20 protein-coding genes are annotated in these 20,122 nt (G+C 64.1%); 9 read left to right on the top strand and 11 right to left on the bottom strand.

Annotation, left to right across the window (positions count from 1 at the left end; translation table 11 throughout):
• Positions 1 to 5: 5 nt before the first annotated feature.
• Positions 6 to 1,583: a trimethylamine methyltransferase family protein gene (locus QQK95_RS14590; protein WP_284273610.1), complete on the bottom strand. Its 1,578-nt coding sequence runs from the start codon at positions 1,581 to 1,583 to the stop codon at positions 6 to 8.
• Between the two features lie 256 nt (positions 1,584 to 1,839).
• Between QQK95_RS14590 and QQK95_RS14585 the strand changes: the two genes are divergently transcribed.
• From QQK95_RS14585 to QQK95_RS14560, 6 genes are all read left to right on the top strand, one after another.
• A complete protein-coding gene (locus QQK95_RS14585) occupies positions 1,840 to 3,021 on the top strand; it encodes an MFS transporter (RefSeq protein ID WP_284273607.1) in 1,182 nt (393 codons plus the stop codon).
• A 121-nt stretch (positions 3,022 to 3,142) separates the two neighbouring features.
• Complete coding sequence (locus QQK95_RS14580) at positions 3,143 to 5,206, top strand: prolyl oligopeptidase family serine peptidase (RefSeq protein WP_284273605.1); 2,064 nt, start codon at positions 3,143 to 3,145, stop codon at positions 5,204 to 5,206.
• A gap of 151 nt (positions 5,207 to 5,357) precedes the next feature.
• Entirely contained in the window at positions 5,358 to 5,483 is a 126-nt protein-coding gene (locus tag QQK95_RS14575) for a capsid protein (protein WP_081293941.1), read from the top strand.
• A gap of 50 nt (positions 5,484 to 5,533) precedes the next feature.
• Complete coding sequence (locus tag QQK95_RS14570) at positions 5,534 to 6,913, top strand: aspartate aminotransferase family protein (RefSeq protein ID WP_284273602.1); 1,380 nt, start codon at positions 5,534 to 5,536, stop codon at positions 6,911 to 6,913.
• 138 nt (positions 6,914 to 7,051) lie between these two features.
• Entirely contained in the window at positions 7,052 to 7,417 is a 366-nt protein-coding gene (locus QQK95_RS14565) for a hypothetical protein (protein WP_284273600.1), read from the top strand.
• Positions 7,418 to 7,501: 84 nt separating this feature from the next.
• Entirely contained in the window at positions 7,502 to 8,146 is a 645-nt protein-coding gene (locus tag QQK95_RS14560) for a cytochrome c oxidase assembly factor Coa1 family protein (RefSeq protein WP_284273598.1), read from the top strand.
• Between the two features lie 293 nt (positions 8,147 to 8,439).
• Here the strand turns inward: QQK95_RS14560 and mmsB are convergent, their stop codons facing one another.
• The 3 genes from mmsB to QQK95_RS14545 form a co-directional block, all read right to left on the bottom strand.
• The gene (gene mmsB / locus QQK95_RS14555; RefSeq protein ID WP_284273596.1) at positions 8,440 to 9,315 is read right to left on the bottom strand and encodes a 3-hydroxyisobutyrate dehydrogenase; all 876 of its coding nucleotides are present in this window, start codon (positions 9,313 to 9,315) and stop codon (positions 8,440 to 8,442) included.
• Positions 9,316 to 9,386: 71 nt separating this feature from the next.
• Positions 9,387 to 9,755, bottom strand: coding sequence for a four helix bundle protein (locus QQK95_RS14550; protein ID WP_284273594.1), 369 nt, complete (start codon positions 9,753 to 9,755; stop codon positions 9,387 to 9,389).
• A 50-nt stretch (positions 9,756 to 9,805) separates the two neighbouring features.
• Positions 9,806 to 10,972, bottom strand: a complete 1,167-nt coding sequence (locus tag QQK95_RS14545; protein ID WP_284273592.1) for an isobutyryl-CoA dehydrogenase — start codon at positions 10,970 to 10,972, stop codon at positions 9,806 to 9,808.
• A 142-nt stretch (positions 10,973 to 11,114) separates the two neighbouring features.
• On the opposite strand from QQK95_RS14545, the gene QQK95_RS14540 reads away from it, so the two are divergent.
• Both QQK95_RS14540 and QQK95_RS14535 read left to right on the top strand, forming a co-directional pair.
• Positions 11,115 to 11,729 carry a dimethylsulfonioproprionate lyase family protein gene (locus QQK95_RS14540; protein ID WP_284273590.1) on the top strand — a complete coding sequence of 205 codons (615 nt, stop codon included), beginning with the start codon at positions 11,115 to 11,117 and terminating at the stop codon, positions 11,727 to 11,729.
• A complete protein-coding gene (locus QQK95_RS14535; RefSeq protein ID WP_284273588.1) occupies positions 11,729 to 13,204 on the top strand; it encodes a cobyric acid synthase in 1,476 nt (491 codons plus the stop codon). The genes QQK95_RS14540 and QQK95_RS14535 overlap by 1 nt, the downstream gene beginning before the upstream one ends.
• A gap of 275 nt (positions 13,205 to 13,479) precedes the next feature.
• On the opposite strand, the gene QQK95_RS14530 is transcribed toward QQK95_RS14535, so the two are convergent.
• From QQK95_RS14530 to QQK95_RS14515, 4 genes are all read right to left on the bottom strand, one after another.
• Complete coding sequence (locus QQK95_RS14530) at positions 13,480 to 13,899, bottom strand: VOC family protein (RefSeq protein WP_284273586.1); 420 nt, start codon at positions 13,897 to 13,899, stop codon at positions 13,480 to 13,482.
• Between the two features lie 72 nt (positions 13,900 to 13,971).
• Positions 13,972 to 14,802 carry a helix-turn-helix domain-containing protein gene (locus QQK95_RS14525; RefSeq protein ID WP_284273584.1) on the bottom strand — a complete coding sequence of 277 codons (831 nt, stop codon included), beginning with the start codon at positions 14,800 to 14,802 and terminating at the stop codon, positions 13,972 to 13,974.
• A 102-nt stretch (positions 14,803 to 14,904) separates the two neighbouring features.
• The gene (locus tag QQK95_RS14520) at positions 14,905 to 15,075 is read right to left on the bottom strand and encodes a hypothetical protein (RefSeq protein ID WP_080511798.1); all 171 of its coding nucleotides are present in this window, start codon (positions 15,073 to 15,075) and stop codon (positions 14,905 to 14,907) included.
• 51 nt (positions 15,076 to 15,126) lie between these two features.
• A complete protein-coding gene (locus QQK95_RS14515; RefSeq protein ID WP_284273578.1) occupies positions 15,127 to 15,912 on the bottom strand; it encodes a TSUP family transporter in 786 nt (261 codons plus the stop codon).
• Between the two features lie 134 nt (positions 15,913 to 16,046).
• Between QQK95_RS14515 and QQK95_RS14510 the strand changes: the two genes are divergently transcribed.
• Positions 16,047 to 16,478, top strand: a complete 432-nt coding sequence (locus QQK95_RS14510; protein WP_027046940.1) for a TerB family tellurite resistance protein — start codon at positions 16,047 to 16,049, stop codon at positions 16,476 to 16,478.
• Positions 16,479 to 16,493: 15 nt separating this feature from the next.
• On the opposite strand, the gene QQK95_RS14505 is transcribed toward QQK95_RS14510, so the two are convergent.
• Genes QQK95_RS14505 through QQK95_RS14495 form a run of 3 tightly spaced genes read right to left on the bottom strand, consistent with a single transcriptional unit; the run spans position 16,494 to position 19,926 of the window.
• Complete coding sequence (locus tag QQK95_RS14505) at positions 16,494 to 18,116, bottom strand: ABC transporter ATP-binding protein (protein WP_284273575.1); 1,623 nt, start codon at positions 18,114 to 18,116, stop codon at positions 16,494 to 16,496.
• Positions 18,113 to 18,982, bottom strand: a complete 870-nt coding sequence (locus QQK95_RS14500) for an ABC transporter permease (RefSeq protein ID WP_284273573.1) — start codon at positions 18,980 to 18,982, stop codon at positions 18,113 to 18,115. The genes QQK95_RS14505 and QQK95_RS14500 overlap by 4 nt, the downstream gene beginning before the upstream one ends.
• Positions 18,979 to 19,926, bottom strand: a complete 948-nt coding sequence (locus tag QQK95_RS14495) for an ABC transporter permease (protein ID WP_284273571.1) — start codon at positions 19,924 to 19,926, stop codon at positions 18,979 to 18,981. The genes QQK95_RS14500 and QQK95_RS14495 overlap by 4 nt, the downstream gene beginning before the upstream one ends.
• Between the last annotated feature and the right edge of the window lie 196 nt (positions 19,927 to 20,122).

Here is a 20,122-nt window from a genome sequence, read left to right as displayed (position 1 = left end):
CACGATCAAAAATCGGTCGGCGCGCCGCCTTCGGCCGTGCGCTTCTGTACGAAGTCGTTGAGCTCCTCGCGGATCGCCGGGTCCATGTAGGGGTCTTCGTAGGACGCCAGCCGTTCCTTCCAGACCTTGTTGGCCTTCTCCATCGCCGTCGGCGAGCCAGCTTCCGCCCAGGTCTCGAAATTGCGCCAGTCGGAAATGATGGGCGAATAGAAGGCGGTCTTGTAGCGGTCCTGGGTGTGCTGGGTGCCGAAGAAATGGCCGCCGGGACCGACCGACTGGATGGCGTCGAAACCGAGCGCCTCTTCCGACAGGTCGAGCGGGGTCAGGAATTCGGCCACCATCTGCAAAAGATCGATGTCGAGAATGGTCTTTTCATAGGAGCAGCGCAGGCCGCCCTCGAGCCAGCCGGCGCCGTGCATCATCAGATTGCCGCCGCCCTGGATGGCGCCCCACAGCGAGAACACGCTCTCATAGGCCGCCTGCGCGTCGACGGTGTTGGCGGCGCAGGTGTTGGAGGTGCGGTAGGGGATGTTGTAGCGGCGGGCAAGCTGGCCGCCGACCAGCTGCGCCTTCATATATTCGGGCGTGCCGAAGGCTGGTGACCCGGACTTCATGTCGACATTGGAGGTGAAGCCACCATAACCGACAGGCGCGCCCTTGCGCACCATCTGGGCGAAAGCGATGCCGGACAGCGCCTCGGCATTCTGCTGCACCAGCGCGCCGGCGATGGTGACCGGCGCCATCGCGCCGGACAGGGTGAAGGGCGTGACGACGACGACCTGGCCCTTGCTCGACATCTGGATGATGCCCTCCATCATCGGCACGTCGAGCTTGAGCGGCGAATTGGTGTTGATGATGGTGAAGACGGACGGCTCTTCCAGCAACTGCTCGTGGCTGACGCCGCGCGCGATCCTGGCGATCTCGATGCCGTCGACATTGCGCTCCTTGCCGAGCGAATAGATGTGGAACACCTTGTCGGTCAGCGTGGCGAGATCGCGGATGCATTCGAGGTGGCGGACCGACGGATGGATGTCGGTCGGTTCGACCGGATAGCCGCCGGTGCAGTTCAGGATGTTGTGCATCTGCGCCAGGCGCAGGAAGTTGCGATAGTCCGCCTGGTTGCCGGGTCGGCGGCCGCGATCGATGTCGGAGCAGTTCGGCGCCGACGCCATCATCGACAGGATGACATTGTTGCCGCCGAAGCGGACATTGTGCGCCGGATTGCGGGCATGCAGCGTGAATTCCGACGGGCAGTGCGAGATGAGTTCGAGGATCATGTCGCTGTCGAAGCGCACGCGCTCCGAGCCCTCGCGCACGTCGGCGCCATGCGCCTTCATGATGCGGCGGGCTTCGTCGTGCAGGACGTCGACGCCGATTTCCCTGAGCACGCGCAAGGAGGCGAGGTGGATCGATTCCAGCTCGTCGTCCGACACCAGCCTGGTCGGCGCCAGCGGGTTCTTCAACTGGCGGAAGGCCGGCTGCTCGAAGGCGGCCGAGCCTCCGGCGCGCTTTCCGGCGCGGCCGCCGCGGCGGGCACGGTCGGGTGCCAGAGCCGGTTCTAGGGGATGCAGGACGGCGGTCATGATGGTCCTCGTAGGATGCGAATAGCGGGCGGCATAATGGACCGGCGGCCCGCCAGCCATTGCGGAGGCGGCGACCACTAGGGCGAGGGAAGCGACATGCCGGAACGGCAGCCGCGTGGCCGCGACATTCACCTTATCACCATGCCGTTGGCGCAAGCGGATTTCCCTTGCCGGTCCTTTCTTTCCCCGGATTGAAGCAGTAGCCATTGTTGCTTGCCGGCCGCGAGGTCTGCCGGCACCTCACCTGGATGATGGAATGGTCGCGACCGGCTCGAGCGAAGGCGAAGCGGGAACGCAGTGGGCAGCGCTCGCCGGCGTCACCGCGGCACTTGCCATGTTCGGTGCGGCGCAAGGGCTGAGCTCGCCGCTGTTCACGCTTCTGATGCAGAAGCAAGGCATGTCGCCCGGACTGATCGGCCTGTCGGCGGCGATGATGCCGCTCGGGCTGATCCTGTCGGCCTCCTTCGTGCCGGCGGCGGTGCGGCTGGTCGGTGCGCGCAACCTGGCGGTCGGCTGCTCGCTGATCGGCGCGCTGTGCTTCCTCGGCATCGGTTATCTGCAGAACTGGGTGGCCTGGTACGTCATCCGCTTCATCGTCGGCGTCGTCATCAATCCGCTCTACATCCTTGGCGAGGTCTGGGCGCTGTCGCTGGCGCCGCCTTCGCGTCGCGGCCGGGTGATGGGCGTGTTCAACACGCTGATGGGCGCCGGCTATGCGGCCGGACCCTTCACCTTGACCTTTATCGGCACATCGGGCTGGGCGCCCTTCAGTGTCGGCATCGGCGGCTTCATGCTTTGCGCGGTCATTCTGCGCCTTGTCTCCTCGAAGCTTGCCGGGTTCGAGGATGACGGTCAGCCTGCCGATAACTTCATCGGCTTTGCCCGGCTGGCGCCGGCGCTGCTGCTGGCCGTGCTGGTCTCGGCCGCCGTGCAGCAAAGCACCTATGCGCTGGTCCCGGTCTTCGGCGCCGGCTATGGCCTGCCGGAAGCCGTGCTCGCCGCGCTGGTTATGGCACTGTCGCTCGGCAACATCCTGCTGCAGATCCCGCTCGGCCTGCTGGCGGAGCGGTTTGGCGGCCGTCCGATGATCGTAGCCTGCGCGATGGCGACGGCAATCTGCGCGGCGCTGCTGCCGCTGCTGATCACCACATCGGTGATCTGGGGCGTGCTGCTGGTGATGGGCGCGGTCGGCTACGGTGTCTACACGATGGCGCTGGTCGAACTCGGCAGCCGCTTCAAGGGCTCGCTGCTCGTCACCGGCAATGCGGCCTTTGCTTTGTTGTGGGGCGTTGGCGGCATTGTCGGTCCGCCGGGTGCCGGCCTGCTGATGCAAGGCATCGGCCCGCTCGGCCTGCCAGTGGTGATCGCAGGTCTCGATGCGGTTCTGGTCGTCTTCGCGCTCTATCGTTCGTCCGTGCGCCGGGTTGGCAAGACATGATCGCGGCTGGTTTTTGTCGGCGCCGGGAAAGCCCGAATCCTCTGGCCAAGTGCCGCAGCTATTGAATATCGGACGCGGCATGTCGATGTTGGATGCCGACGCATTGCCCATCGGAGATTCCATGAACAAGCCCATCACAAAGCCGGAAGCCAGCACCGAAGATCCGTTTCTCTGGCTGGAGGACAGGACCAGCAAACAGTCGCTCGACTGGGTGCATGGCCAGAACGAGATCGCGGTTGGCGAATTGCAGGGCGATCCTTCCTATCAGGCGTCGTTCCAGACGGCGCTCGACCTGATGACGGCCGAGGACAATATCGCCGTCGGCGCGGCAATCGCCGGCCATGTCTACAATTTCTGGCAGGACAAGACCAATGCGCTCGGCCTGTGGCGCCGCACGACGGTCGCTTCCTACAAGACCGAGAAGCCGGTCTGGGAAACGATCATCGACTTCGATCAGCTTGCGGCGAAGGAGGGGATAAAATGGGTGTTCAGCGGCGCCAGCCGGCTCTATCCGGATTTCAGCCGCTGCCTGCTGTCGATGTCGCCGGACGGCGGCGACGCCAGCGAAATGCGCGAATTCGACATCGAAACCAGATCGTTCATCGAGGGCGGGTTCCGTGCGCCGGCTTCCAAGTCGAGTTTCAGCTGGTTGGACAAGGACACGGTCATCGTCTCGGCGGCCTTCGAGGAAGCCGACAAGACCGAGTCCGGCTATCCGCGCGTGATCAAGCTCTGGAAGCGCGGCACGGCGCTGGAAGAGGCGAAGCCGATCTTCGAGGCACAAAAAGACGATCTCGCCGCCGGCGCGGGCGTCGAGTTCGACGGTGACAAGCGTCACGTGTTTCTGGCGCGGGCGATCAATTTCTTCGCGTCGCACAGTTTCCTGCATCTCCCGTCTGGCGAAAACCGGCGCATTCCGCTGCCCGACGACGCCACCGACACATCGCTTTTCAAGGACCAGCTGGTGTTCGGGGTGCGCACGCCATGGACGGCGCCGGACGGCACGGTGTGCCAGCCGGACGGGCTCTATTCGCTCGATTTCGCCCACTGGATCGAAACCGGCAGCTTCGGCGCCATCGAAACCTTGCTGGCGCCGGCGCATCGCGTGTCCATCGCCGGGCTCGCCAGAACGCAGGACCGGCTGTTCATCGGCCTGATGGACAATGTGCGTGGCAAGGTCCTCGTCTGCGAGCGCAGGGATGGCACCTGGTCGATGAAGCCGGTCGCACTGCCTGAGAACGGCACTGTCGGCATCAGCCATGCCGAGCACTTCGGTTCCAGCGTGTCCTTCTCCTTTACCGATTTCCTGACACCGAGCTCGATCATCTGGTCGGATGACGATGGCGAGACGCTGGAGACGGTGAAATCGCAGCCGGCGCGCTTCGATGCCTCGCTGCTGATCTCGGAGCAGTTCGAGGCACGCTCGAAGGACGGCACGATGATCCCATACTTCGTCGTCCGGCGGCGCGACCAGAAGGGGCCGGTGCCGACGCTGCTCTACGGCTATGGCGGCTTCGAAGTGCCGCTCTTGCCCGGCTATGCCGGTGTGCGCGGCAGGTTGTGGCTGGAGAAGGGCAATGCCTATGTGCAGGCCTGTATCCGTGGCGGTGGCGAGTTCGGGCCGGCCTGGCATCAGGCGGCGCTGAAAGGCAATCGCCAGAACGGTTTTGACGACTTCGCCGCGGTGGCCGAGGATGTCGTCAGGCGCGGCATCGCGACGCCAAGCTCGCTCGGCATCCAGGGCGGCTCGAATGGCGGCCTGCTGACCGGCGTTTCGCTGACGCAGCGCCCGGAGCTGTTCGGCGCCGTCATCATCGAGGTGCCGCTGCTCGACATGCTGCGCTACACCGAATTGCCGCCCGGCGCCTCATGGATGGCCGAGTATGGCGATCCGTCGAAGCCGGAAGACGCCAAGTGGCTATCCGCCTATTCGCCCTACCAGCACGTCAAGGCCAATGCTGCCTATCCGCCGGTGCTTCTGACCACCTCGACCGCCGATGACCGCGTCCATCCCGGCCATGCGCGCAAGATGGCGGCACGCCTGCAGGAGGCCGGCCACGACAGGACATTGTTCTTCGAGGAGACCGAAGGCGGGCATGGCGGACGGGGCGACCGACGGCCGCAGGCGGCGCAGACGGCGATGAAATATGTCTTCCTGCAGAGGGCACTCGGCGCCAAGGCATGAAGCGCGTCGCGCTGCGCTTCATGCCTTTGTTTTATGCATGTCGTTCTCCTAAGACCGGGACCACCTTTAGGCGACATGCATAGAAGTATTCCGTCATGGGCCAAGCAAAGGGTGGTTCACCTCGGCCAGCCTTTGCACTAAGGTGCGCTCCATGGCTCCTGCTATGACCTTTGTCTGCACGTTCGGGGTCGCGGTGACACCGTCGCCGCGCACGCTGCGCGCCGAGCTTTTGCGGCTGTGCGCCCGCATCGGTTATTCACCGCCCGCCAGCCTCTGATGCATTCGCCCCGGCGCCAGCCGGACTGAATCCAGAGGAAAGAATCAGACATGACCTATCAGAATTATTCGCTGAAGCAGCTTCAGCAGATCGACGCCGCGCATCATCTCCATCCCTTCTCCGACCACAAGGAATTGCGTGAGGCGGGTTCGCGCATCATCACCCGCGCCAATGGGCCGTTCATCTACGATTCCGAAGGGGCGGAGTTGCTCGACGGCATGGCCGGCCTGTGGTGCGTCAACATCGGCTATGGCCGCGACGAACTGGCCGAGGCCGCCTATGCGCAGATGAAGGAACTGCCTTACTACAATTCCTTCTTCAAATGCTCGACGCCGACGCCTGTGCTGTTGTCCAAGAAACTGGCCGAGATCGCGCCGAAGAACGTCAACCAGGTGTTCTACGGCTCCTCCGGCTCGGAGGCCAACGACACCGCCTTGCGTCTTGTCCGCCACTACTGGGTGATCGAGGGCAAGCCGGAGAAGAACCGCATCATCTCGCGCAAGATGGCCTATCACGGCTCGACCATCGCCGCCACGTCGCTCGGCGGCATGGATGCCATGCACAAGCAGCTCAATGGCGCCGTGCCCAACATCGTCCATGTGATGATGCCCTATGCCTATGAGCTGGCGCTGCCGGGCGAGAGCGACCATGATTTCGGCCTGCGCGCGGCCAAATCGGTCGAGGACGCCATCCTCGAGGCCGGCGCCGACAAGGTCGCGGCCTTCATCGGCGAGCCGGTGATGGGCGCGGGTGGCGTCAAGATCCCGCCGGCGAGCTACTGGCCGGAAGTGCAGCGCATCTGCCGCAAGTACGATGTGCTTTTGATGCTGGACGAGGTCATCACCGGCTATGGCCGCACCGGCGAATGGTTCGCGGCGCAGACCTTCGGCATCGAACCGGACACCATCACCACGGCCAAGGCGCTGACCTCGGGCTACCAGCCGTTGTCGGCGCTGCTGGTCGGCGACCGCATCGCCTCGACGCTGGTCGACAAGGGCGGCGAGTTCAACCACGGCTACACCTATTCCGGGCATCCGGTAGCCTGCGCCGTGGCCTTGAAGAACCTGGAGATCATCGAGCAGGAAGGGCTGGTCGAGCGCGTCAGGAACGACACCGGGCCTTATTTCGCCAAAGCCCTGCAGGAGCGCATTGCCGGGCATGATCTCGTCGGCGAGGTGCGTTCGATCGGGCTGATGGGGGCGATCGAGATCGTCAAGGACAAGGCGACCAAGGAACGCTTCCTGCCGTCGGGAAGTGCCGCGGTGACGGTGCGCGACCATGCCATCGCCAACGGCATGATGCTGCGCGCCACCGGCGACACGATGATCCTGTCACCGCCGCTGATCTGGACCCGCGACACGATCGACATGGCCTGCGAGCGGATAGGCAAGGCGCTGGATCTGGCGCAGGTCGATCTGCGCAAGCGGTAAGGCGAAGCTCGACCGGGCGTTTCCTAGAGGGAACGCCCGGCCTCGGGAAACATACTGCCTCCATAGGGAACAAACTTCGTCCTCCGCGCGTAGTGTGTGGGGCAGCGGCCATCCGGCCGCGACAAGGGGTTCATTTCCATGAGAAAAACCGGCAAGAACCGACGCGCGCAAGAAGCAGCCAGCATCGGTGCAGACCTGATGCTGGCGCCGATGGTGGCGATGATGCGCCTGCCGTTGATGGCGATGGACGCCGGCAGCAGCCAACCCTGGGGCACCGAAAGCGCGCGTGCGGTGACCGAGAAGTCCGCGGCAATCGCCGAGGGCGCGTTCGCGGCGCAAATGTCCTTCCTGCAGTCGGCATCGCGATTCTGGCCGGAGCTCCTTTCCGGTCGCACGCCGTCGCTGCTCAACGGCGTCGCGGCCGAACGGTCGATGAGCGCCGCGCTCAAGCCGGCCAGCCGCGCCGTGAAGGCGAATTTTCGCCGGCTGTCGTCAAAGCCTTGAAATCGACCCCGCGGAACTTTGATTTTGCGCATTGTCGAGATCATGGGCTAGAACCAATCGGTATACGCACCGATGGGGGACATCATGGCCGGACAACCGCTCAACCAGCCGGCTGAAATTCCAGCCGAGCTCGACCGCTGGAATTGGGGCGCCTTCTTCCTCAACTGGATCTGGGGCATCGGCAACAGCACTTTCATCGCGCTGCTGGCACTGGTTCCGGTCGTCAACCTCGTCATGATCTTCGTGCTCGGCGCACGCGGCAGCCGCTGGGCCTGGCAGAACCGGGCCTGGCGCGACGCGGAGCAGTTCCGCAAGACGCAGCGCAACTGGGCAATCGCCGGCCTTGCCGTCTGGGTGCTCAGTATCGGGGGCTGTGCGACGGCGGTCGGCAGCATTCCGTTCATGTTCAAAGGCAGTGACGCCTACCACATGACCATGGATGCGGTGCGTGCCGATACCCGGGTCAAGGCTGCCATTGGCGACGACGTGACCGACAATTTCTGGGTCGGCGGCCATCTCAATGTCAGTGCGAATGGCACGGGCGACGCCCAGTTCAGCATTCCCGTCCACGGCGCCAAGGGCAAAGCCACGGTGTTTTCCCATCTCGTCCGCAACGCCGGCACATGGAGCATCCGCCTGCTTGTGGTCAGGGTTGATGGAGTGGAGGCGCCGATCGTGCTGACCAACGAAGATCATGTGCCAATCCCGAACGCGGCGATCGGAATATAAACATCGGCCTGGAGTGGGCGTGGCTGAAATGCAAAAACCGCGCTCCATCGGGAACGCGGCTTTGCCAGATACGCATGGCGTTTCGCTACGCAGACACTTGGCGAAACTTACGGGCTCCGGTACGCGAGACCTGATCCGGAGCGCCGGGCGGATGCGATATGTCCGCCTCGCAGTCCGTTTTATAGGGACATCGTTACCGCAGAGTTATCGAGAGCTTAAGCAAATCTAAATTTGCGGTTCTTCTGCCGGGTGATCCGGAAAAAAAGCCCATCAAATCCGTTGGTTACGCTGGGTTACCCCCGGAGAAAATTAATTATGCCGGAGAAATCGACGCCGCCATGCCCCTGGGCATTGAACAAGGCGTAGAGCTGCGCCGCCTCGGCACCAAGCGGGGTCACAGCGCCCGCGCTCTGCGCTGCTTCCTGGGACAATTTCAGGTCTTTGAGCATAAGCGCAGCGGCGAAGCCCGGTCTGTAATCCCTGTTGGCGGGCGAAGTGGGCACTGGGCCCGGCACCGGGCAATAGGTGGTCAAGGACCAGCATTGGCCCGAAGAGGTCGAGGCGACGTCGAACAGCGCCTGATGCGACAGGCCGAGCTTTTCGGCCAGCACGAAGGCTTCGGCGACGCCGATCATCGAAATGCCGAGGATCATGTTGTTGCAGATCTTCGCCGCCTGGCCGGCACCGTCGCCACCGCAATGGACGATGCGGCCGGCCATCGGCTTCAGGACAGGCTCGGCGGCGGCGAAAGCGTCTTGCGAGCCGCCGGCCATGAAGGTCAGCGTGCCGGCCGCCGCTCCGCCAGTGCCGCCCGAGACGGGCGCGTCGATGGAGAGCAGGCCGTGTTTGGCGGCAATCGCATGCGCTTTGCGCGCCGACTCGACGTCGATCGTCGAGGAATCGATGAACAGCGCGCCTTTTTTGGCCCCAGGCGCGATGTCTTCATAAACAGAGAGCACGTGCTTGCCGGCAGGGAGCATGCTGATCACCACGTCGGCATCCTTCACCGCCGCCAAGGCATTCGCCATGACGACAACACCGTGCTCGCGAGCGACCGTCAAATTCTCCGGCACGAGGTCGAAGCCGTTAACCGCATGCCCAGCCTTGACCAGATTGGCGGCCATCGGATTGCCCATATTGCCAAGGCCGATGAAGGCGATTGCGGTCATTGCGACGCTCCGTGATTGGGTAAGGCAGTAGGCAGTAGGCAGTAGGCAGTAGGCAGTAGGCAGTATGGACTCTACTCGGGGGCAAGTTTGATAATGAGTTGGCGAAGCATTTTCCCAAGACCCTCGGTCGCCAGCAGCATCTGATGAGCTTGATCATGCGTGGCGAGGCCAATCCGTTCAGCGATTTGGAGGTGTGTCTCGAACTCCTTCAGTGAGCCTTGGGCTATCCTGAGAAATTGCTGATAGGAGCCTCTGTTGTCGCGGCCATAGCCCTCGGCGATGTTGGCAGGGATAGAGGTTGCAGAGCGGCGGATTTGGCTCGTCAGCCCATACAATTCTTCTTTCGGCCATGCCTTGGTCAAGGAGTAGGTGGTGACGGCCAGATCCATCGCCTGCTGCCACACGATAAGATCCTTGTACGAATTGATTTTGCTGGTCATCTCTTTGCCTACTGCCTACTGCCTACTGCCTACTGCCTACTGCCTACTGCCTACCGTCCGATCAAGGCCCGCGCGATGATGACGCGCATGATCTCGTTGGTGCCTTCGAGGATCTGGTGCACCCTGAGATCGCGCACCAGTTTCTCGATGCCGTAATCGTGCAGATAGCCGTAGCCGCCGAGCAGTTGCAGCGCATTGTTGGCGACGTTGAAGCCGGTGTCGGTGACGAAGCGCTTGGCCATGGCAGACCATTTGCCGGCGTCCGGCGCCTTGCGGTCGAGCTTGGAGGCGGCGGCATAGAGGAAGATGCGCGCGGCCTGCAGCTCGGTCTCCATGTCGGCCAGCCTGAACTGCAGCGCCTGGAACTGGTTGATCCTCGAGCCGAAGGCCTTGCGCTCGGCGGTGTAGGACAGCGCCTTGTCGAGCGCCGACTGGGCGCCGCCCAGCGAACAGGCGGCGATGTTCAGCCGGCCACCGTCGAGTCCGGCCATGGCGATGCCAAAACCGGCGCCTTCACCCGACAGAAGGTTTTCCGCCGGCACCTTGCAGTCCTCGAAGATGACCTGGCGGGTCGACTGCATGTGCCAGCCCATCTTGTGCTCGTTGGCGCCAAAGGAGAGGCCGGGCGCATCTTTCGGCACCACGATCGTGGAGATGCCCTTCGGCCCGTCGGCACCGGTGCGCACCATGACGGCATAGACGTCGCTGTCGCCGGCGCCCGAGATGAATTGCTTGGCGCCGTTGAGCACATAATCGCCGCCGCTCTTCACCGCGCGCGTCTTGAGCGCCGCCGCATCGGAGCCGGAGCCCGGCTCGGTCAGGCAATAGCTGGCCAGCCATTCCATCGAGGTGAGCTTCGGCAGGAAGCGCTGGCGCTGTTCCTCATTGCCGAAGCGGTCGATCATCGAGGCCACCATGTTGTGGATCGAGATGAAGGACGAAAAGCCCGGATCGGCATGCGACAGCGCTTCGAAGATCAGCACGGCGTCGAGGCGGCCGAGCGCGGAGCCGCCGACGTCGTCCCGGACATAGATGCCGCCGAGGCCGAGCGGCCCGGTCTCTCGGATCACATCGGCCGGGAAATGCTTCCTGCGGTCCCAGTCGAGCGCATTCGGCGCGACGCGGTCGGCGGCGAAGGCCTGCGCCATCTCCTGGATGGCGCGCTGTTCCTCGTTGAGTTCGAACTGGCTGGTGCTCGCATCGACCGCGGCGTCCATGGCGTTCTCTCCCTATATGCCAGCTAGCCCGCTGGCCTGTCGTTTTTGGCTTTGCGCGCGCCTCAATCTAGACCAATGATGCCGCCGCGCAACCCGACCCGCTGCGGAGCGGCTGTGCATCAATGCATGTCCGGAGCGAGATGTGACGACAAAATTCGACGAACTGCTTCGGCAATTCCACACCTATCTCGCTTGCGTGGACAACGTCCTGGTGCGCGACGCCGTGGCCCGCATCGGCTGGGACATGCCCGCACGCGCGCTGGAGCCGCATAGGATCAGCTGCGTGCGGCATCTCGACCGTGCCGCCGAACTGGCGCCCCCTGCCGCCAAACCGTTGGTGCAATGGCTGGCGCAGCATCGCAATGGATTGCGCTGGGGGCAGACCTACACCGAGGCGGATTTCGGCAGGGCCTTCATCGACAATTATGGCTGGCTGGAAGTGTTCGGCACGCGTGGCCATTTCGCCAATGACGAAGTGGCCGCCGGCCTGCTGATCCTGGGGCCAGACATTGTCTATCCCGACCATCATCACGTCGCCGAGGAGATCTACATTCCGCTGACGGGCGGCACGGAATGGCGCATGGGCGAGGGCGGTTTTCGCGTGCGGGAGGCGGGCGAGGTCGTCCACCACGCCTCGAATGTCAACCACGCCATGCGAACCGGCAACGAGCCGCTTCTGGCGCTCTACATCTGGCGCGGCGGGCCGCTGGCGCAGAAATCCAAGATCACGGGAACCGCGATGCAGGGCCGAAGCTGATGGCAAAGGCGATCATGCTGCAAGGCACGGGTTCGGATGTTGGCAAGACGGTGCTGGTCGCCGGCCTGTGCCGCGCCGCGAAAAAGCGTGGCCTTAACGTGCGGCCGTTCAAGCCGCAGAACATGTCGAACAACGCCGCGGTCGCCGACATTCCCGGCGACAACAACAAAAGCGGTGGCGAGATCGGCCGCGCGCAATGGCTGCAGGCGATCGCCTGCGGCGTTGCGCCATCGGTTCACATGAACCCAGTGCTGCTCAAGCCGCAGACCGATGTTGGCGCGCAGGTCATCGTGCAGGGCAAGGTGTTCGGCGAGGCGCGGGCGCGCGATTACCAGGTGCTGAAGGCCGGGCTGATGGACGCCGTGCTCGACTCCTGGGGGAAGGTCGGCGAAGGCGCCGATCTCGTCATCGTCGAGGGCGCCGGCTCGCCGGCCGAAATCAACCTGCGCAGCCGCGACATCGCCAATATGGGCTTTGCCACGCGCGCCGATGTGCCGGTTGTGCTGGTCGGCGACATCGATCGGGGCGGTGTGATCGCCTCGGTCGCCGGTACGCATCTGATCCTGCCGGAGGAGGACCGGCGCATGATCGTCGGCTACCTCATCAACAAGTTCCGCGGCGACGTCTCGCTGTTCGATGACGGCATCAAGGCGATCGAGAAATTCACCGGCTGGCGCTGCTTTGGCGTCGTGCCGTGGCTGAAGGCGGCGGCGCGGCTGCCTTCGGAGGATTCGGTGGTGCTGGAGCGGCTGGCATCCGGCGAGGCGCGGGCGCTTAAGGTGGCAGTGCCGATGCTTGGCCGCATCGCCAATTTCGACGACCTCGACCCGCTCAAGGCAGAACCGCAGGTCGAGGTGGTGTTCGTGCCGCCCGGAAAGTCGCTGCCGGCCGATGCCGGGCTAGTGGTCATTCCCGGCTCCAAATCGACGATCGGCGATCTCCTGAAATTCCGCGAGAATGGCTGGGACCGGGATCTTGCCGCGCACCGCAAGCGCGGCGGCCATGTCGTCGGCATTTGCGGCGGCTATCAGATGCTTGGCCGAATGGTGCGCGATCCCGACGGCATCGAGGGCAGCGTCACCGAGGCCGAAGGGCTTGGCCTGCTCGATATCGAAACGGTGATGGAGCCGGAGAAGACGGTGCGCAATGTCAGCGCGCGCTCGGTGCCGTTCGACCTGCCGCTCGAAGGCTACGAAATCCATCTCGGCCGCACCACCGGCCCGGACACGATGCGGCCGACGGCGATCATCGACGGCGTTGCGGACGGTGCGATCTCGACCGACGGCAAGGTGTCAGGCACCTATATGCATGGCCTGTTCGGCGCTGACGCTTTTCGCGGAAAATTCCTGGAAAGCCTCGGCATCAAGGGCGCCGGCATCGACTACCGCGCCGAAGTCGAACGGGCGCTGGACGACGTCGCGGCGGAGCTGGAGAGCCACCTCGACTGCGACGCGATTTTCGGCCTGGCCCGGTAGGGGTCCGTTCGCGAACCACCTTGGCAATTAGCGATAAACGCCCCCGCGTCGTCATCCTCGGGCGGAGCGAGGAACGTAGCGACGCGGCGCAGACCCGAGGGTCCATTCCGTGAGGTTAACGCGTTGCGACGGTTCGGAATTCTGCTCCGCTGCGTCCTTCGATAGAGGTCACGGAATGGATCCCAGGGTCTTCGCGACGGAGCTTCGCTCCTGCTTCGCCCTGGGATGACGAAGTTCGGATGCTTTCGCCAACCTGCAGCGTCGGCGACGGTAGCTCAGCCCATATCTCCTGCCTTCGGCCAATAGGTGCCAAACGACCAGACGCTGCCTTCCGGATCGCGGCAGATGAATTCGCGGCTGCCATAGTCGCGGTCGGTCAGTTCCTGGACGATCGTGGCGCCGGCTTTTCTGGCCCTGGCATAGGCGGCATCGGCATCATCGACGGCGACATAGATCGATTTGCCACCGCCGGTGCCGGGTTCGCCGACCATCTTGCCGTAATCGTCATCGCGCGCGCTGCCCAGCATGATCATTGAGGAGCCGAAGACCAGTTCGGCATGGTGTACGACATCGCCTTCACCATAGCGGGCGCGGACGCTGAAGCCGAAGGCTTCACACAGCCAGTCGATCATTTTCGCCGCGTTCTCGTAGCGCAGGGCAGGGTAGAGGCGAGGGGCTTCAGTGATGGTGGGCATGGGAACCTCCTTGATCTGGATTGGTCGATAACCCACTCTGTTCGAAGGCCGGCTCAGCGTCTTGAAGAAATGTTACCTGACAGAGAGCGCCGCCGGCGTCTCGCCGGCAAGGTCGCGGAATTCGCGCACCAGGTGCGCCTGGTCGGCATAGCCGCAATCGGCGGCGATGCCAGCCCAATCGGCTGTCTGCTGCCGCGACAGGCCGAGCGCCCGGTTGAAGCGGACGATGCGCGACAATGTCTTCGGACCGATGCCGATCGTATTGGAAAAGCTACCGGCGAGATGCTTTCGGCTCCAGCCCAGTTTCTCGGCGATGGAGGAAATGCGAGTTCGGCCGCCGGATGCGATGATGCGTTCATAGGCCCAGGCGATTTCGAGCGGCGTTTCGGCGGCGTGCTCAAGCCGGGCGGTGACGAAGGCTTCGGCAAGGTCGAAACGCGACGCCCAGTCCGGCGCGTTGCCGAGCTGTTCGCGCAGCGCCATGCCCTCGGAGCCCAGCACGTCGTCGAGGACGACCATGCTGTCGGTCAGTTCGCTCATCGGCAAGCGGAAGAAACGGCGCGCTCCAAGCGGTGTGAAGTTGACCTGGACGCAGCAGGCGGCGCCGAAGGATTCGATCATCACCGGTCCGGCAAAAAGCCCGGCGGCGAAACTGGCGAAGCGGTCATTGTCGCCGGGCGCTTTGCCAAGGCCGATGGCGAAGGGCTCGGCGAAACTGATCACCAGCGGCACGGTCAGCGAGGCATATTCGACACTGCGGAAGTGGCCTGGCGCTGTTTCCCGATAGCCACAGATGTCGGTGACGATGCCCTCAAGCGCAGGATCGGGAAGGCGCCGGCGCATCTCGAAGCGGCCCGCGACGGAGCGATCCTGTTCCTTCCGGCGCTGCATCTCGATCGGCATCGGCCATCCTTCCGCCGGGACAAATCTATCAGCCGTGGGCTGGAATCAAAAGCGCCCGGCTTTTGGCCGGGCGCTCTCTGTCCCCACTTCAAGGGAAACTTGTCAGGCGCCGCGCATCAGGCAGCCTGCGGCGAGCACGATGTAGGCAATGAGAACGATCCACACCGATGCGAGCGGGATGAACGCAAGTACGCCAAGCGCGGCGAGAATGCCGATGATGGCGATGACCAGGGAAATGATGAAAACGATCTGGGTAGGCGCGCTGAGATTCATGCGTGGCTCCTCCAACATGATTCGAACAGCGCCATAGTAACAGGCGCGTGATCACACACCAATCATGACACGCAGAGGGTTGGCGGGGTCGGCCAGAAGCTTCACCGCCAGCGCGAGGCAGACGATCACCAGCAGCGGCTTGATCAGCCTGGCGCCGATGCGCATGGCGAGGCTCGCACCGACGCGGGCGCCGAGGAACTGGGCAATGCCCATCATCAGGCCGATCTTCCAGGAGATGACGCCGACAGCGGCGAAGACGATGAAGCCGCCGATGTTGGAGGCGAAGTTGAGCAGCTTGGTGTGCGCCGTCGCCTTGAGCACGCCGTAGCCGGCAAGGGCGACGAAGGCCAGCATGTAGAAGGAGCCGGCACCGGGGCCGAACAGGCCGTCATAGAAGCCGATTGCCGGCACCAGGGTCAACCCGAACAGGAAGGGCGACAGGCGCTCGGCCCGGTCGACATCGTTCATGTTGGGCTTGAGCGCGAAGTAAAGTGCGATGGCGATCAGTACCAGGGGCAGCAGGGCGCGCAGGAGATCGCCCGGAACGATGGTGGCCAGCAAGGCGCCAACGACACCGCCGGCAGCCGCCAGCAGCGCCGACGGCAATTGACGGCGCAGGTCGACATGTCCCTTCGAGGCGTAGTGGATGGTCGCCGAGCCGGAGCCGAACATGCCTTGCAGCTTGTTGGTCCCAAGCGCCTCGACCGGCGAGAAACCGGCAAGCAGCAGCGCCGGAATGGTGATCAGCCCACCGCCCCCGGCGATCGAATCGACAAAGCCCGCCGCAAAGGCGGCGACGGCGAGCATAGCGATTGTCTGTGTGGTGAGATCGATCATCTGATATGAGAGACGTCCGGGCGGCGGGATAACGGCGTTCGACCACGACAGCCCTGTTTGCGCAAGGCCGATTCCGCGCTACCTCTATCCAAGCGCAATGCGCTTGGATTTGGTTAACCCGGAAAGAGACCCTGATGGCATTCGCATTGCTGGACCAGATACGCTCCATCTTCGACGGCGACCCGGGCGTGCGCAAGGTTGCCGACGATCCTGTCCTGTCGGCTGAACTTCTGATGCTGTTCCGCATGATCCTGGCCGACGGGACGGTCAGCGAGAGCGAGATGGTTGCCTTCCGGCGCATCTGCAAGGACGCCTTCGGCATTCAGGAAACCAGCATCGACGCCGTCATCGAGTATCTCAACGAGTTCGGCTACGAGACCAACGGCTCGCAGGCGATCGCGCTGTTTCGCGATCTCGACGTCGAACGGCGCAAGCAATTGGCCCAGCATATGGCGGAGATCGCCAAGGCGGATTCGCAGCTGGCCGAAAGCGAGGTGCGCCTCTTGCGCCGCACGCTCGACCTGCTCGACATCAGCCCGGTCGATGTGGTGAAGCCGGAAGAGTAGGTTTTTTCACCCCGCTCACCCTTGCTCCTGCATCCGCCGAGCGATTGCCCGGTGCAGGTCCGGCGCCGCAGCCACCAACGCCTTGGCAGCCTCGGACTGCGGATGGTCGAGCACCTCGTTCGTCTTGCCGCGCTCGACGATCTTGCCGTCATGCATGACCAGCACCTGGTCGGTGATGGCCCGCGCAACGGTCAGGTCGTGGGTGATGAAGAGATAGGCGATGCCGAGTTTCTGGTTGAGCTCGGCGAACAGATCGAGGATTTGCGCTCGGATCGAGACATCGAGCGCCGAGACCGGCTCGTCGGCGACGACCAGCTTGGGTCGGGTGATGATGGCGCGGGCGATCGACAGGCGCTGGCGCTGGCCGCCGGAAAATTCGTGCGGGTATTTGTCCATGTCGCGCTGATCGAGGCCGACCTCGTGCAGTGCGTGCGCCACCATCTCGCGGCGCTCGGCTCGCGTCGGCTTCTTGTCCAGCACATGCAACGGCTCGGCGACCAGTTTTTCGACCTTCTGGCGCGGATCGAAGGAGCCGTACGGGTCCTGGAATACAACCTGCATGTCGCGCCTGGCGGGTTTCAATTCGGCTTCGCTCTTGCCGGTGGTGGTCTCGCCGCGAAACCGGATCGCGCCCGAACTCGGCTTGTCCAGCGCCAGGATCATGCGGGCGAGCGTTGACTTGCCGCAGCCGGAGCGGCCGACCAACGCCACCGACTGACCCGGCTGCATCGACAGCGAGACATCGTCGACCGCGCGGATAGGGACTGCCCGCTTGAACAGGGACGTGCGCCGTCCGGGATAGTCGCGGGTCACGCCTTCGACCTGAAGCAGGGGCTTGCCCTGACTTGTATCGTGCGGCCTGGCGCGCGCCGGCACATGCGTCGAGGCCTGCGCCAGCTGGCGCGTGTAGGGGTGGAGCTGTTCGGACAGCGTGCGGGCCGTGTCGCCGGCTTCCATCACCTCGCCGCGGCGCAGGATCGTGATGCGGTCGGCCATTTCGGTCACCACGGCGAGGTCGTGCGAGATCAGCAGCAGGCCCATGCGACTCTCCGCGACGAGGTCGCGCAAGAGGTCGAGGATCTGCGCCTGCAGCACGACGTCGAGCGCCGTCGTCGGCTCGTCGGCGATCAGCAGCTTCGGCTTCAGCGCGCAGGCGATGGCGATGACGACGCGCTGGCGCTGGCCGCCCGACAGTTCGTGCGGATAGCGCGACAGTGGGAATTTCGCTTGCGGCAGGCCGACGCGGTCGAGCATTCTTCGCGCCCGCTCTTCAGCCCCGGCGCGCGTGGCCTTGGTGTGCCAGCGTATGCCTTCGGCGACCTGCTCGCCGATGGTCTTCACCGGATTGAGGGCTGTCATCGGCTCCTGGAACACCATGCCGACGTCGTCGCCGCGCAGCGCGCACATCTGGTCCTCGGTTGCTGCCAGGATGTCGATGCCGTCGAAGGAGACTCGCCCGCTGGCGCGCGCGGCATACGGCAGAAGCCGCATCACTGTCAGCGCCGTCATCGATTTGCCGGAGCCGGATTCGCCGACCAACCCCATCACCTCACCGGGGGCGACGGAGAGTTCCATGCCTTTCAGGATCTGTGTGTCGCCAATGGTCAGCGACAGGTTCTCGATCTCCAGCAGGCTCATCGCTGCCGCCGCGATTTCGGGTCGAGAATGTCGGCGATGCCGTCGCCCAGGAGATTCAGGCCGAGCACGGTGATGACGATCGCCATGCCGGGAAAGATCGCCATCCATGGCGCCACCACCATGCGCGTCTGCGCGTCGAACAGCATGCGGCCCCAACTCGGCATGGGCGGCTGCGCGCCGAGGCCGAGATAGGAAAGCCCGGCCTCTGCGAGGATGCCCAGCGCGAACTGGATGGTGCCTTGCACAAGGAGCAGCGTGGCGATGTTGGGCAGCACATGTTCGATCGATATCTGCGTTCTGCTTTTTCCCGCGGCGCGCGCGGCCAGAATGAACTCGCGCGGCCAGATCGCCAGCGCTCCGGCGCGGGCGACGCGGGCAAAGACCGGGATGTTGAAGATGCCGATGGCGATGATGGCGTTGACGGCGCCCGGCCCGAAGATGGCCGTGATCATGATCGCCGACAGCAGCGCGGGGAAGGCGAAGACGAGATCGTTGACGCGCATCAGCGCCTCGTCGATGAGGCCGCCGCGCGCCGCGGCAAAGGCGCCGAGCGGCACGCCGACGCCCATGCCGATACCGACCGCGACCAGCGCAACGGCGATCGAATTGCGGGCGCCGACCATGATCATCGACAGGATGTCGCGGCCGAAATGGTCGGTGCCGAACCAGTGTGCCAGCGAGGGGCCCTGCGTCTTGTCGGCTATGACCAGCTTCGTCACATCGTAGGGTGTCCAGACATAGGACACGAGAGCCATCGCCAGGATCAGCACGGTGATGACGAAGCCGGTGACGAAAGCGGTGTTCCGGAAGGCCTTGGCCAGAATGCCACTCATTGTCTCTTCAGGGATGTCGATGTGCAGGGTCATTGCCGGCTTCTCAGGCGCGGATCGACGACCGCGTAGGAAAGGTCGACGACGAGGTTGACGGCTATGACGGCGGCGACCAGCAGCATGACGACGCTTTCGACAACGATCAGGTCGCGTTGCGTGATCGCCTGGAACACCAGCCGGCCGAGGCCGGGCAAATAGAAGACGTTCTCGATGATGATGGTGCCGGCGAGCAGGAACGCGAATTGCAGGCCAAGAATGGTCAGCACCGGGATCATGGCGTTGCGCAGCGCATGCCGCCACAGCACGGCGCGGTAGGGCAGGCCCTTGGCGCGGGCAGTGCGGATATAGTCCTCGTTCAGCACCTCGATCAGTGCCGAGCGGGTGACGCGCGCCAGGATCGCCGCCTGCGGCAAGGCAAGCGCCACCGCCGGCAGCAGCAGCGATTTCAGCGCCGGCCATATGCCGGCGCTCCAGCCGGGGAAACCGCCGGCCGGCACCAGCCGCAGCCAGACGGCGAAGACATAGATCAGCATCAGCGCGAACCAGAAATTGGGCACCGCGACGCCAAGCTGTGCCGCGCCCATGGAAATCGTGTCGCCGGCCCGGCCGCGTCGGCTGGCGGAAAACAGGCCGACCGGAATGGCGATGACGGTGGAAAGCGCGAGCGCGATCAGCGCCAGCGGCAGCGAGACGGCAAGCCGTTCGCGCACCAGATCGATGACCGGCACCGAATAGGTGTAGGAGCGGCCAAAATCGAGGCTGAGCAGGCCGCCGGCCCAGTGCAAATAGCGCAAGAGGAGGGGAGCGTTCAGGCCCATCTGGTTGCGCAAGAGTTCGACCTGGTCGGCGCTGGCGTTCATGCCTAGCATCAGCCGCGCCGGGTCGCCCGGCAGGATTTCCAGCACGGCGAACACCACGATGGAGGCCAGCACCAGCGTGGCAAGCGAGATTGCGAGGCGCTTGAGGAGGTAGGCGGTCATGGACACTTGGTAGCGTCGTCATCCTGGGGCGAAGCAGGAGCGAAGCTCCGTCGCGGAGACCCCAGGATCCATGCCGTGACGGAAATCGAAAAGCGCGACGGTCCAAAGCCAGCGTCGCCTCTTTCTGTCTTCACCGCAACGTCTCCCAGATTGTGCACCGCGGGCGCGCTCGTAAGTCACGGAATGGATCCTAGGG

Source organism: Mesorhizobium huakuii (genome assembly GCF_030160235.1).
Taxonomy (GTDB): Bacteria; Pseudomonadota; Alphaproteobacteria; order Rhizobiales; family Rhizobiaceae; genus Mesorhizobium; species Mesorhizobium huakuii.
The sequence above is the reverse complement of the archived record's forward strand: the minus strand, read 5'-3'. Positions and strand labels throughout refer to the sequence as shown.